Here is a 14,515-nt window from a genome sequence, read left to right as displayed (position 1 = left end):
AGGCCCGCTGGAGCGGGCCTTTTTGCCGAGTGACGTTAGGTTACTCCGCCGAGACGCGCTCGGGGATGCCGGGAATGTGCCCCCGCCGGGCGGCGCGCGCCGCCTTGCGGGCCTCGCGGCGTTCGTGGACGCGATACGGCCAGGCCAGCATTGCCGGGATCAGGCCGAGGGTAATCATCTTCGAGAAGGCGAGGCCGAAGATGATCGCGGTGGAGATCTGGATCCACATCATCGCATTGACGCTGCCGATGGTGACCGACCGCTTCCAGAAGTCGATTTCGACCGCATACATCATCGGCAACAGGCCGCAGATGGCGGTGACGGTGGTGAGGAACACCGGACGCAGACGTTGGGCGCTGGACCGCACCACCGCTTCGATCGGCTCCATGCCCGACTTCAGGTGCCGATGGAAGGTGTCGATCAAGACGATGTTATGGTTCACCACCACGCCGGCAAGCGCGAGCAGGCCGGTGCCGGTCATAATCACCGAGAAGGTCTGACCCATCACCACCATGCCGAGGAGGGCGCCGATCATCGCGAGGATCACCGCCACCAGGATCAGGAAGGTGTGATAGATGCTGTTGAACATCGCCAGCAGCACCACCGCGATGATGCCGAGCGCCATGATCCCCGCCACGCTGAGGAAGTTCATGGACTCGTCCTGGTCCTCGGTCGAACCCTTGAACGCGACGTGGACGTTGGACGGGAAGTTCTGCTTCGCAATCCATTCCTTGATCTTGCCCATCTCCTGGTTGGGCAGGATCGTGTTGGGCTTCATGTTGGCGCGGATGTGATAGACGCGCCGGCTGTCGGCATGTTCGATCTGGTTGGTCTTTTGTCCGGCGACCACCTTGACGAAGCTCGAGAGCGGCACCACCGCACCGGAGTTGGTCGGCAGCCTGAGGTCGTCGAGCGCGGCGACGCCGCGGTCGTTCGAGGGGTAGCGCACGCGGATGTCGACTTCGTCGTCGGTATCGTCAGGCCGGTAGCGGGCGATGAAGATACCGTTGGTGACGAGCTGGACCGCGGTGCCGATCTCGTAAGTGGAGACACCGAACCGGCTCGCCAGCTCGCGGTCGATTTTCATGTTCCATTCGATGCCGGGCAAAGCGCGGGTGTCTTCGACGTCGCGCAGTTCCGGACTCGCATCCATATGGTGACGGACGGTATCCACCACCTGCGACAGGGCGCCGAAGTCTTCCGAGGTGACATCGACCACGACGTCTTTCGACGCCGACGGGCCGGATTGCGGCTCATGCACTTCGACGCGGATGCCCGGCATGCCTTCGGTGCGCTTGCGCACGTCTTCGAGGATGGCCTTGCCGGTGCGCGTGCGTTCGTCGATCGGCTTCATCTCGACCGTAATGCGTCCGATGACGTCCACCGGAGCACCTTGGCCGCCGCCGCCGGTGCGGGCGTAGAAATACTGCACGCCGTCGAGGCCCTCGATGCGCTTTTCCACGCTCAACAGCAGATCGCGTTTTTCCGCCGCCGACAGGTTGCCGCGTGCCGACACGTAGATGTTCGCCATGTCGGGGTCGGTGGTGACGAAGAATTCGGTGCCCTTGTTGAAGAGGACGAACGCGATCAACACCGTCACTGCAAGGCCTGCGGCGGCGGCGACGACGCGGCCGGGATGCTGGGTGATGCGCTCGGCGAGATGGGCGTACCAGCCGGTGATGCCGGGGATATGGCGCCAGTCACCGGTTTCCGAGGCCTCAATGGCGCGCTCATGCGCTTCGTCATGCGGCGGCGGCTTGCCGAACCAGCCGCCCATCACGGGCAGGAAGATCAGCGCCACGATCATCGACGACGACAGCACCACGATGAGCGTGATCGGGAAGTAGCTCATGAACGAGCCGACGATGCCCGGCCACAGCAGCATCGGCGCGAAGGCGCCGATCATGGTGGCGGTGGCGCTGACCACCGGCCAGAACATGCGCAGCGCGGCTTCGGCGAACGCTTCCCGCGGCTTGTGGCCTTCGGTCATTTTGCGGTCGGCGTATTCGACCACGATGATCGCGCCGTCCACCAGGATGCCCACGGCGAGCAGCATGGCGAACATGATCATGAAATTCAGCGTGTAGCCGACGCCGTTGAGGACCAGGAACGCCATCAGGAACGAGGTCGGGATGGCGATGCCGACGAGCATGCCGGATCTGACGCCCAGCGCCGCCACGATGATGACCATCACCAGCAGGATGGCGAGCAGGATGGAGTCGAACAGGCTGCCGAGCTGGTCGGCGATGAAGGTCGACTGGTCGAACATGAAGGTTGCGTGCACGCCTTCCGGCCAGGTCTTCATCGCCTTGGCGACGGCTTCCTTCACCTTCTGATTGGTCTCGATCAGGTTGGTGCCGACGCGCTTCTTGATTTCGATGCCCATGGTGGGCTTGCCGTTCATGCGCGCGAAGCTGTTGGGGTCGACGAAGGTGCGATGCACCTGGGCGACGTCCTGCAGGCGGATGGTCGAATCCGCGGTGGCGCGGATCGGCAGGTTGAGCACATCCTGGGCGGTGGCGATGACGCCCGGCACCTTGACCTGGAAGCTGCCTTTGCCGGTTTCGATCGTGCCCGCCGCGATCAGGGTATTGTTGTTGGTGACCGCGGTATAGATCTCGTTCTGGGTGATGCCGTAGGTCTCGAGCTTGGCCGGATCGATGGTGATTTCCAGAAGCTCGTCGCGGGTGCCGAACAGCTCGGCATCGAGCACCGAAGGGATCATCCGAAGCTCGTCGCGCAGCGACTTGGTGATGTGCAGAAGCGCGCGTTCGGGCATATCGCCGTAGATGGCGACGGTGATCACCGGGTTATCGCTGGTCGAGGCTTCGTTGATGACGGGAGGATCGGCCTCCTTTGGTAATCGGGCGCGCGCGGAGTCGACCTGGGCACGCACATCGGCCAGGGCCTTCTGCATCTTGGTGTCGGCCATGAACTCGATTTCGATCGAGACGCCGCCTTGATAAGCCCAGCCGCGGACGTGACGGATGCCCTGCACCGAGCGCAGTGCCGTCTCCAGTGGACGCAGGATCAGCCGTTCGGAGTCTTCCGGACTGACACCGGGATAGGAGACGTAGACGCCGATATAGGGGATCGGGACGTCCGGGTCGGATTCTTTCGGGATCGATGCCAGAGCCCAGGCGCCGCCCAGGATCACCACCAGGATCAGGGCGCCGATCAGCTTGGTGTTTTCGACCGCCCACTCGACGATTTTGGTCATGACGCCTTACCCGGCTTCTGCTCGTACACCGCTTTGACGCGTTCGCCGTTGGCGACGAATTCCTGTCCCACCACGATCACGTCGGAGACCTTCGGCAAGCCGGAGATCCAGGTGCCGTCGGGCCCGTCGGAGATCACCTGCACCGGCAGGAACTTGGCCTTGCCTTTGTCGACCACGCGCACGCCAACCACCCCGGTGTCTTCCAAGACCAGAATTCCGGAAGAGATCTTCACCGCCGGAATCAGCCGGTTGGGCACGATGACAATCTGAGCCGAGACGCCGCTCTTCAGCTTGGCGTTGGGATTGGGGATTTCGACTTCCAGCCGGAAGGTACGGCTGGTCGCGTCGGCATGGGTGGCGACGAAACGCACGGTACCGGGCACGGTTTCGCCGGTGACGAGTTTGACCTGCACCTTGTTGCCGGGCTGGACTTGGCCGACGAGTTCTTCGCTCAAGGTGCCGACCGCCAGGAACGGCTCGGGTGCCACGACCATGGCGCATTTGTTGCCGACCTGCATGTAGTCGCCGAGATTGGCATAGCGCTCATCGACCACGCCGGCGAAGGGGGCGCGGATCTTGGTGTTAGCGAGCTGAATGTTCATGGTCGAGGCGCCGGCTTTGGAGGCTTCATAAGTGGCTTCGGCCTGGGCCATCTGGGTCTTGGAGCGGAAGCCTTCCTTGTAGAGTTCGCGCGCGACTTCGAGTTCCTTCTGCGACTGGGCCATCTGGGCGCTGGCTTGCAGCGCGCGGGCGGCGCGGTCGTTGACCTTGAGCTCGCACAAGACCTGGCCCGCCTTGACGTGATCGCCCTTCTCGAAATGGATCGCGGAGACGACGCCATCGACCTCGGCGCGGACGTCGACCTGATGCAGCGCTTCGGTGCGGCCGCGGACGACGATGACCGCCTCGTGCGGCACCGCCACCATGCGGGCGACGCGCACGACCGGCACCTGGGAGGCGGTGTTCGCCTGCGCCTCGGCGGGGTGAGGCAGGATGTAGCGGATCAGACCGGTCGACAGATAGAGGGCCACCATGATGGCGATGCCGAAGGCCCACTGTGTTTTCGGATTCAGGCGTAGCCAGAAGCCCGGCATCAGCCGTTCATAAAGTCCGTCGACTTTTTCTTTGAATTGCGAAACCACGGTTATCCACCCTCACTCGGCTGCCGCGATGGCGGCGTCCGTCTTGAATTCTTTACGGCGTTCTTTGAGGAAGCCCAAAACCGCAGAATAGGCCGTCCGGCCATAACCGCAGATGAACGCTTCTTGGGCATTGCACGGCCGGCCGCACTCGCAGGTGATCTGCGCCAGCTTGGCTTCGGTATCGGCGATGTAGCCGTCGATCATGGCGGCGATCCGCGTCTGATCGAGGAAATTGGAGAACATCATCGCGAACAGGAACGGCGAGCGGAAGCGATCGTCGGGCATCGGACCGTTGAGGCCGGCGACGAAGGTGCTCTTCCCCTTTTCGGTGATGGAGTAGACCTTGCGATCCGGCCGGCGCCCGCCCGCCTCTTCACGGACGGAGACGAGGCCGTCCTCGGTCAGGCGCGACAGAGCCGGATAGATCGAGCCGAAGCTCGCCTCAACGAAATAGGAGAAGCGGCCGTCCTCGAACAGCTTCTTGATTTCATAGCCGGTGGCATCTCCGCGTGTGAGAATGCCGAGGCATATTGTACGGACGTCCAACCCACCCTCCGCTATATTGGTCTGATATAGCTCGGGGGTAGATATGGCGAAATTCGGGGTATTCAAGGCCGCTATAGCGGTCTGCGGGTGCAAGCGAGGCCCGCGCCGTGCGTAGGCCTCGCAACTAGTGCCAAAATCCGGCGAAAAACCGCGATCTGGCCGGTTAACCCATCGAACGAGAGATCAAATCACTTCTACGCGATCAACCTCGACGCCCTTCATCCCCTGCCGGGTCGAGAAGCGTACCCGTTGTTCGGGTTCGAGAGCGGCAATGCCGGAGCGTCGCAGAGCACTGGCGTGAACGTATACATCGCCGCCGCCGTCGTCCGGCATGACGAAGCCGAAGCCTTTCTGGTCGTTGAAGAACTTCACTTTGCCTTCGACCATGGGGCCGCTTGGGCCGGCATCGCGATAACCGCCGCCGCCGCCGTAGCCGCCACCACCATAGCCGCCACCACCGAAGCCGCCGCCGCCGAAGCCGCCACGCGGGCCGCCTTCGCGGCGAGGTCCGCGCGAGGAGGCTGCGGGATCGGCCGTCGACGTATCGATCGTATGCACGGTAACCACTTGAAGACCGCGCGCCGATTCCTGCAGATCGCAAACGATCGTTGCGCCTTGCGGAAGATTGGGTGTGCCCAGTGCGGCCAGCGCGGAGGCGTGACAGAATGCATCGCCGCCGTTTTCAAGCGTGATGAAACCGTATCCTTTGGTCGCGTTGAACCACTTGACCGTGCCCTTCACCGAAGCTTGGGCGAGGGGCCTGTCGCCGTTGTCGAAGTTTGCCATGTGTATGCCGATGCCGCACCAGCCGGAAATGATCCAAGAGCGCACGGACCCGTCCGGCGGCCGGGCCAGTGCGTCAACTTGCATCATGCCTAAACTCAAAGCTGATCCGCAAGCGGTCTCGCGCAAGCTCGGCGCCGCTAGGGCAAGAAATATGGGGCGTCGGTAACAACCGATACCAAGCCAAGCCGCGGATTCTGCTTGGTAGTATCATTCCATGGTAACGCTCTCGCCTGAGAGGCTAGGGCGACACCCGCTCCAGTCGTACCAGCGCAACGTCGTTGATCCGGAACGGAATCGCCCGCCGGAATACCCCGTCTGCCCCGACTTTGACGGTCCGCTCGAGCTCCGGCTTATCGGCCGTGAGCGTCCGTAAGGTCTCGATCTGTCCGGCCGACAAATCCTTCGGCAGACCCCAGCGAATGTATTGGGAGTAAGCATCGTTGGCGTCGTAACCGGTGCGGCGGATCGTGAGCTTGTAAGTGCCGGGCTTGAGGGCCGTGACGGTCAGCTTGACGGGGTCCGCGGCCGGCGCGGGATGCAGTTTGCGGAAATAGGGCCGGTTGCTCTCGGTCATCTCCGGTGTCGTGTAATTCCAGACGAGACCGGCGAAATTGTCGCCGTCGCGCGTGACGATGGATTGCGCGTCGCCGCCCGTTACCGTCTGGGCGCCGAGATGATCGAGATATTTGTAGGCGAAGAACGCCGCTTTGCGGATGCCGTCGCGGCTGATGAGGCCGAAGCCGCCGTGGAAGGCGGCCGGCGGCGGACCGGCTTCCTCAAACAAGTCCGTATACGTCCAATAGCTCATCGAGCCCGCGGCGCCTTCGCTCTTCTTCAGCTTGTCGAGGATGAAAGCGGCGGAGAGATAATCGTCGTGGATCGGATCGCGCGGATTGTAGCTGGTGCTCCATTCGGTGAAATAGAGCGGCAGGCCGGGCATGGTCGAGGCGTCGATCTCATGGCGCACTTTCCACACGTCGCCGGAAATCGAAGCGGGATCGGGATCGAGTTTGTTGTCGCCGTCGCCCTTTTCGTCGAGGAAGCCGCCTTTGACGCCGTAGGTATGGGTGGTGATGAAATCGACCGGAACGCCGGCCGCTTTGGCGTGGGCGATGAACTCCGGCACCCAGGCTGCGCCCGCCGTCGCCGGTCCGCCGACCTTCAGCGTCGGGTCGACCTTTTTGATCGCCTTCACGGTCGTGTCGTAGAGCTTGAAATACTCCTGCTGATTGCCGTCGGTCCAGAAGCCGTCGAGATTGGGTTCGTTCCACACCTCGAAGCGCCAGCTCTGCACTTCCGCCTTGCCGAAGCGCGCTTCCATCGTGGAGATGAAATCGGCAATGAAATCGGCCCATTTGCCGTAGTCTTTGGGCGGCGAGCCGTTGGCCTGCCAATAGAAGATCGGCTTCGTTCCGGTGGCGAGGTCGTGCGGCATGAAGCCGATCTCGACGAACGGTTTCATGCCCGTCTTCAGGATGGCGTCGTAAGCCGCAATGACCTTTGTGAAGTCGTGGACCGGCTTGCCGTCCACCTCGCGATAGGCCGCCATGTCGTCGTGGAAGATGCCGTGGAAGCGGATGTATCTGAAGCCGGTCTCGTCATGGGCGAGCTTCAGGTGGGCGAGATTGTCCGTGCGCAGAAGAATGCCGGGATGGTCGGCGCCGACGCAGTCCTGCCAGGCCATGTCGCGCGGCGCCGCCGGCTTGGCCATATCGGCCGCGATGAGACGCTCGCCCGCCGACGCCGATACCAGCATCGCCGCCAGCCCCAGCCCAAATCCCATTGCCCGCCGCATGCCCGCTCTCCCTTGGTCCTATTTATATGACTATAAGCAGACCGAAAGGGACGCGTCGATGAGGCAAGGCGTTCCGTTCAGAACGGCCAGAAGAACCGCTCGCGGTTGCAGGTGTTGGCGCGGACGCGAACCGGATCGTCGTTGTAGTCGTCGTCGATGCAGACCGCCGGGCTCATCGCGTAAAGCGTGTTGCCCATCAGCTTGCCGTCGAGACGATGCTGGCGTCCGCCCGCGCGCGCGTCGATCCGCACGGCCGCATGGCGCACATTGGCGACCAGATTGTTCTGCACGATCGGCCCGCCGTCGTCGCCGTCGATCATCGCGACCGCGGAGAATTCGGGGAACACCGGCGGCGGGAAGGCGGCGGGCGCCAGCAGGCGGATGCCGTCGTCGGCGTTGACGATCTTGTTGGAGGCGATCAGCGTGCCGGCACCGAAAGCGGTGATGCCGGTATCGCGGCTATCGGTAATCACCGAGCCGGTGATCTGCGATTCCGCACCGGGCGCCACCACGATGCCGTCATGCGACTTGGCGATGGCCGCCCGTTCGACCGTCACCACGCCGCGCTGTCCCGGCAGGATCAGCATGCCGGTATCGGCCTTGGTGATCTTGACGTCGGTGAAGCGCAAGCCGCGCGTACCGGCCGAGGCGAGAATGCCCACGGCGCCGCCGATGATCGAGCCGCCTTCCATCGAACCTTCGCTGCACTCGAGCGCGAGGCCGACCGAGCCGTGAATGGTGCCGGCTTTGCGGTCGAGGCAATCGGTGCGGCCGAGATTGAGCGACGCCGCCATGTTGCGGCCGGCGATGTCGATATCGACGTTCTTGAGGGCGACCGCGGCCCGGCGCGCATGCACCGCCGAAGCGTCGGTTTCGATCTTCGCGTTTTCCAGGATCAGCTCGCCGGATTCCTGGACATCGAAGCCCCAGTCGGTGCCGCGCGAATCCACGGCCGAATTGCGCATCACGACGCGGCCGGCTTCCACCGTCACGCATGGCGTTTCGCGGCCGCGGGAAATGAATTTGACGCCGTCGATGACGAGTTCGTCGCCGAGCGGAATATGCGCCCTGAGACACGGCGCGCCGGCCGGCGCCTGGATCACCGCGCGGCCCGAACCGCCGTACGTGGCGATGGTCAGCGGCCCGCGCACATGCACGGACTCGACGCACGTCATGCCTTCGCCGGGCGGCACGATCAGGATGGTGGCGTTGGGCGGCGCGAATTCGGCCGCTTCATTGACCGAGGTAAATACGCGCTCGCCATGCGGGCCGTGATGGCGCCCGCGCGGCCCCTGCGGCCGGCCGCAATCGACCAGCAGTGTCGGGTGTCCGTTGATGCCCGGCAGGTTCGGTCCGGTATGTCGCGGTGCGCTTTGAACCGGGTGGCGCGGGGCGCAGGGGCGCCAGCGGCACCACGAAGGATCGATCTCCGGCACCGGATCGTAAGGAGCTCCCTGCGTCGCGGCTTCGCTCGGATAATCGTATGGCGGCAGGTTGTCGTACGGGTCGGCGGCCGCCGGCAGGGCCAGAACGGCCAGCGGCAGCACACTCAAGCGGCTCCATCGCATCACGCGCGCGGTCATGGTCATCTCTTGGCCCCCTCGGGACGGCCGGCGGCATCAGCCAGTTTCAACAGGTCGAGCAGTTCGCAGCGCGCCTGGGCGTAGCCGGCGGCCGCCGCCTGGGCTCTGAAACTGTTGGATTTGTGTTCGTCGGGTTCGACGCCGTTGGGTCCGACTCGGTAGAGCACCGACAGATTGAACAACGCGTCCGGGTACCGCTGGTTGGCGGCTTTGATGAACCACTTCTCCGCCTTGACGAAGTTCTGCGGCACACCGATGCCTTTGGTGTACATGATGCCGAGCCGGTCCTGCGCGATGGCGTCGCCGTCGACCGCCGCCATCTGGATCAGCCGTACGGTCTGGATCGGATTGAGCCAGCCGGTCGGCTCCCAGTTGAGCGCAGTCTGGAATTGTGTGACGGCGCGGTTGAGACACACCGGCGGCGGGCCGCACAGTCTCGGATTCATGCGGTAGCCGCGGAAGTCGAGCGCTTCGACGATGGAGGCGAGCGGAATTTCGCGCACGCGCCGCAGCGCCATGCGCTGCTCGAAGGTCGGCAGGCTTTCGTCGCTGTGCAGTTCGCCTTTGGCCGTGACGCCGGGATAGTACTCGTAGGGTGCGTTCCAGAAGCGGGCGCGCTTCTCGGCGTCGGCGATGATGCGTCCGGCGTCGGCATTGTAGTACCGGATGGCGCCGCGTTCGGTACCGACATATGGCCCCGCGAGCGGATGGCCGAGGCTTTGCGCGATCAGGAAATAGGTCAGCGCTTCGGCATCGTTGGTGACGAACACCGAGGACACCGACCGGCCGTAATAGCCGCCGTAGCCGTACGCGCCGTAGCCTGCGCCTGCGTAACCACCGGTGCCTCCGATGACGCCGTACGAACCGTCGCCCGTACCGCCGCTGCCATAGCCGGTGCCGGCATAGGAGTTGGTCGTGTTGCCGTAACCGCCGCCCGGATTGACGGTTTGCACCGCATCGGACGAACCGCCGTTGGTCGAGGTCTGAGCCGGCGGCACGATCAGCGCGGGCGTGCCGGAGCCGGACGCCGGCGTGGTGTTGGTCACCGACATCGAAGTCGAATCCGTGCTGTAGAGATCGGTCGGCGGCGGCGGAATCTCGGCGCCGTAGCACTGGTAATCGGGCAGGCGGCGGTCCCAATTGATGGGTTCGTTATCCACCCACTTCCACACCGGCGGATGCGGATAGGGGCGCGAGGTCAGGCTCGACCAGATCCACCACAGCCAGCCGCTCCACCAATGGTCCCACGAGGACCGCATGCAGAGACGGACTTTGGTTTGCGGCAGCGACGATCCTCCGCCGCGATAATTGCCGTCCTGCCAGCCTGAAGCATGAATGCGCCCGAGCGTGACGAAGCCTTCGGCCCCGCGGCTCGAGAGGATATAGAGAATGCGGGCGCGGGCATCGAGACGCTGCTCGAAGGTCAGCGAATTGTAGATCTGCTCGGCGTTGTTCAGCGCGGTACTGCGGACGTTGGTGACCGTATCGGCCGCACTCATATTGTCGTCGGCGCGATAATCGCGGCCCGGCCGCAGCGCCATGAAATACCAGACATACGCTTCGACCGGATCGGCGAAGGCGGCGTTCTTGGTTTCGCCGGGCGCGATCGACTGGTTGGCGGAATAGAGATCGCCGAGACGTACTTGGGCGAGGAAATCGTCGCGCTGCCAGGCTTCCTGGCGCCATACCTTCACCGCATCGGGCAACGTCATCGCCTGTTCGGTGCGTCCGCCGTCGGCGTAATCGGCAAAGGTCGAAGATGCGAAGACGACGACAAGCGCCGCGGCCGCGACGAGACTCGTCGTCATGATGCGAAAGGCGCGTGCGAGTCTTCTGGTGCCGCCGCCGCTGGATCGCGGAGGTGATCCGCGATCAGAATTCTCTACCCCAGTCACCCCAAATCCCCACTACGCTAGGCTGCGGAATTCTTTTGATTATCCTTAACATTTTGCGAAGATTTACGCCATGCGGATTCAGGCGGTCGGAGACAAAATCGCCATCTGGTGTGCGTTTACTATGTCCGGCTGCTGTACAGGAACGGTCTTCGTTTCCAACAAGCGCACTAACCTATTGCTGGTCTTAGCAGTACACGGAAAATCGGTGGGCGCGGATCGGTGTGCTTGCGCTGCTGCGCGGTCGCTGTAGCGGTCGCGAAAGCGGTGGAAAACTCGGAGCGCTTCACGAAAACGTGGGCGCCGGTTTGCGGACATAACGCACGACGAACGAACTGCAGCCGGACCGTTTTCGATAAACGATGAAACGGCTTAGCCCGCGTACGGCGCCGTGGATTCCCGCACGACAAGTTCGTGCGCGAGCTGGCGTTCGAGCGGGCGGTCGTGCGTACGCTTCTGAGTCAGGAGCGAGACTGCCGCTGCGGCCATATCCTTCAGCGGTTGGCGGCAGGTGGTCAGGCGCGGCCACACCACCTGGGCGACGATCGAATCGTCGAAGCCGGCGACCGACAGATTGTTGGGGATCGACAGATTGAACTTCTGGGAGATCGCCAGGACGCCGGCTGCCATGTCGTCGTTGCCGGCGAAGATTGCGGTCGGACGGACCTTGGCCGAGAGGATTTTTTCGCCCGCTTCGATGCCGGACTGATACGTGAAAAAGCCTTGCGCGCAAAACTCTTCCTGGAAGGGGAGGCCGGCATCGGCGAGTGCCGAACGATAGCCGTCGAAGCGCAGCCGCGCGGCGCCGTGATCGGGTTTGCCTTTGACGAAGCCGATGCTGCGATGGCCGAGGCTGACGAGATAGGCGGTCATTTCGTAGGCCGCCTTGAATTCGTCGATGTGGACCACCGAGGTGCCCGGCATCCGGTTGCCCGGCGCGACGCGGACGAACGGTGTCTTGGCCGCCGACAGTTCTTGCATGATGGTGCGGTCGTCGCACAAAGGCGGGGTGAGAATCACGCCGTGCAGGACCGATTCGCTCACCAGGGCGCGGACGCGCTGGTCGACGTCGCGATCCTGCTGCGGATTGAGCAATTCGACGATCAGGTGATAGCCCTCGTCGCGGCAGCGGGCGAGCGCACCGAGCTGCAGGTCGGCGATGTAGGAGCCGGGCGCCACGTCGTGCAACAGGCCGATCAAATAGGACCGTTCGCTCGCCAGTCCCCGCGCGAAGACGTTCGGCTTGTAGGCAAGGGCGTCGATGGCGGCGAGCACGGCGGTGCGCGTCTGCAGCGAGACGTTGGGCTGGCGGTTGATGACCAGCGAGACGGTCTTGATCGAAACCCCGGCGCGCTTGGCGACATCGTAGATGCTGACCGGCTTGTCGCCGTTGCCGTCGCGGCGGCGACTGGATCGGCCAAACCCCGCGGGATCGACTCCGAGTCGCGCCAGTTCGGGCATTTCGCCGGGTTCGAACCCGACGGCGTCGCCCAACCCGGCGCGGATCAGCGTCCGCAGTTTGTCGGCACTGATGCGCCTGAGGCCGCTGGTCAGGGCGCCGCGTTCGAACGGCAGGCTGTGCTGGAAATGGCTTTCGCCGCACAGGAGCTGGAAATACGGGTTCTCCAGCCAGCGGTCGAACAGCGCCTCGTCGGTGAGATCGTAGAGCTGGCGCAGGATGGCCAATCCGACCAGCAGGCGCGATTGGGTGGGGCGGTCGTCGCCGTCGGCGCCGGGCTGGCCGAGGCGGCCTTCGAGCAGGTGCCAATCCACCGCGGCGTTGAGTTTGGCCAGCGCGTGGTCGTGATCGATGATGTCGTCGAGGCGTGGACCGGTGAAGTCCTTGTCCGTTTCCCGGCGCTGCTTGCCTCGCATCGAATCCCCGCGCGCCGTCATTGACTTGGCTTTCCGCAACACAACTGTCTGAGTCCGGGCCGGACTTTACGCTCGGTGGCCCGGCGGTCAAAGAGGACGCATCGCCTTACTTCACCGCGTTCCGCATGCAGTCGATGCAGCAGATGATGTGATAGAGCGAAGAGGCGGGGGCGGGTTCCTTGACGAAATGGCCGTCGGGTTCGAACCGGTCCCACCACAACCCGCGCACCGGCGTGTCGAGATAGCGCCACAGGGTGGCGGCGCCTTTCAGGGCCTCGGCGACCAGCGCTTCTTCGCCGTCCGCCAGCATCAGGGCCGCCTTGATGCGTTCGGTCTGCGCCCACAGCCGCGCCGTCGGCACCGTGACTTTGAAATCGTCGTTCATGGCATGAACGGCGGCATCGCGCTTGGGATCGACGCCGCGGCAGCCATGATCGAACAGACGCCGGCAGACCGGGCGGATTTCGGGGTGGCCGCGCAGCTTGCCCCAGCGCATCAACAGCCACGCCCATTCGAATTGGTGGCCGGGCTCGACGACATGGCCGTCGGCGCCGGGGGCGGGCGACCAGTCCGCCGCGAAATACTCGCGCAGGAAGCCGTGCTCGGCGTCGATGAATTTGGTGCGGGCGAGGTCTGCGATGTGATCGGCCCAGCCGCCCCAAATCCCGTCCGGCTCGACCTCGCACCAGGCCAGCAGCGATTCCAGGAAATGCATGTGCGGATTGGACAGGAACGGCTTGTCGCCGGTTTCTACAAAGCCGCCCGCCGGATGCTTGCGCGCCGCCACGATGCTGTCGAACAGCGCGTGTCCGGCCGCCCTCAGATCGTCGCGCTCGGGCATGGTTTTGAGCATCGTCGCCGTCGCCAGCAGGGCGAACGCCTGATCGTAAAGCAGGGTGTCGGGCTTCAGCACCTCGCCGCGTTCCGACACCAGGGTGCAGAACTGGCCGTTGGGCTGGGCGTAATGGGCCTTGAGATAGGCGAGCCCGTGCGGAGCCCCATCGCGCCAGGGGCCGTTCCAGCCCATCACGCCCGCCTGGGCGTAAACGTAGCTTTGGCGGCCTTGAACGCGCGCGCGGCGGAACGTTCCGGCCGGTTTGCCGTCTTCCCCGAGCAGTTCGCGGAAACCGCCGTGATCGTGATCGGCGCCGCTCTGCCACCATAGCGGCAGCGCGCTCGTGAACAGCCAGTCTTCGAACGTCGCGGTCACTGCGCGTAAATCTTGTTTCATCGCCTTACCTGCCGGCTACGTCGCCGTTTTCCTAATCGCCGCCGCCGGGATTGTCACCGTGATTTCGTAACAGTCCGCATACGGATCATTAGAATCACGCGCCTGCTGGAGGCCGGCGGAGCACCGTTCCGCCCGCGGCGGGAGGGCGACGGATGGTCACGGGGGGGTGCGCGCTGATTTATCCGATAAACGCCGCGACACCGCGAGACAAAAACTGTCCATCCCAAAGGCCGCGATGTCGCGTGCGCTTGGTTGATTTTTGCTAATCCATTGAGTTGCAATGAAAATTGCAGCCGCAAGTAGAGGGCACCCGTGTCCTCGACTCGTCTGGATTTTTGAAAGCGCTTACCCGTCGAGCGTTAACATTGGAATGCGTGCAGACAATTCTATAACACTATGAAATCACATAGAGTTAACGTTCACAATTTGGACCAGAGTGTTTTTG

At 63.7% G+C, this 14,515-nt stretch carries 9 protein-coding genes; all 9 read right to left on the bottom strand.

The genetic code is table 11. The features are described from left to right. Positions 1 to 40: 40 nt before the first annotated feature. The 9 genes from FHS84_RS19265 to FHS84_RS19225 all read right to left on the bottom strand — a co-directional run bounded on the left by FHS84_RS19265 (position 41) and on the right by FHS84_RS19225 (position 14,070). On the bottom strand, positions 41 to 3,220 hold the full coding sequence (locus FHS84_RS19265; protein WP_166937166.1) for an efflux RND transporter permease subunit: 3,180 nt from the start codon (positions 3,218 to 3,220) through the stop codon (positions 41 to 43). Next, positions 3,217 to 4,362: an efflux RND transporter periplasmic adaptor subunit gene (locus FHS84_RS19260; protein WP_166937165.1), complete on the bottom strand. Its 1,146-nt coding sequence runs from the start codon at positions 4,360 to 4,362 to the stop codon at positions 3,217 to 3,219. Before FHS84_RS19260 ends, FHS84_RS19265 begins: the two co-directional genes overlap by 4 nt. A gap of 12 nt (positions 4,363 to 4,374) precedes the next feature. Next, positions 4,375 to 4,908 (bottom strand): PadR family transcriptional regulator, encoded by a 534-nt coding sequence (locus FHS84_RS19255; RefSeq protein WP_166937164.1) that lies wholly within the window; start codon positions 4,906 to 4,908, stop codon positions 4,375 to 4,377. Positions 4,909 to 5,091: 183 nt separating this feature from the next. After that, positions 5,092 to 5,739, bottom strand: coding sequence for a cold-shock protein (locus FHS84_RS23160; RefSeq protein ID WP_344469992.1), 648 nt, complete (start codon positions 5,737 to 5,739; stop codon positions 5,092 to 5,094). Between the two features lie 193 nt (positions 5,740 to 5,932). Then, positions 5,933 to 7,489 (bottom strand): GH39 family glycosyl hydrolase, encoded by a 1,557-nt coding sequence (locus tag FHS84_RS19245; RefSeq protein WP_208393975.1) that lies wholly within the window; start codon positions 7,487 to 7,489, stop codon positions 5,933 to 5,935. Between the two features lie 77 nt (positions 7,490 to 7,566). After that, positions 7,567 to 9,072 carry a right-handed parallel beta-helix repeat-containing protein gene (locus FHS84_RS19240; RefSeq protein WP_166937163.1) on the bottom strand — a complete coding sequence of 502 codons (1,506 nt, stop codon included), beginning with the start codon at positions 9,070 to 9,072 and terminating at the stop codon, positions 7,567 to 7,569. Positions 9,073 to 9,074: 2 nt separating this feature from the next. Then, positions 9,075 to 10,880, bottom strand: coding sequence for a tetratricopeptide repeat protein (locus tag FHS84_RS19235; protein ID WP_166937162.1), 1,806 nt, complete (start codon positions 10,878 to 10,880; stop codon positions 9,075 to 9,077). Positions 10,881 to 11,336: 456 nt separating this feature from the next. After that, positions 11,337 to 12,839, bottom strand: coding sequence for a substrate-binding domain-containing protein (locus FHS84_RS19230; protein WP_166937161.1), 1,503 nt, complete (start codon positions 12,837 to 12,839; stop codon positions 11,337 to 11,339). 106 nt (positions 12,840 to 12,945) lie between these two features. Beyond that, complete coding sequence (locus FHS84_RS19225) at positions 12,946 to 14,070, bottom strand: AGE family epimerase/isomerase (RefSeq protein ID WP_166937160.1); 1,125 nt, start codon at positions 14,068 to 14,070, stop codon at positions 12,946 to 12,948. Between the last annotated feature and the right edge of the window lie 445 nt (positions 14,071 to 14,515).

Source organism: Rhizomicrobium electricum (assembly GCF_011762045.1).
Taxonomy (GTDB): Bacteria; Pseudomonadota; Alphaproteobacteria; order Micropepsales; family Micropepsaceae; genus Rhizomicrobium; species Rhizomicrobium electricum.
This window is presented reverse-complemented; position numbering and strand designations above follow the sequence as displayed.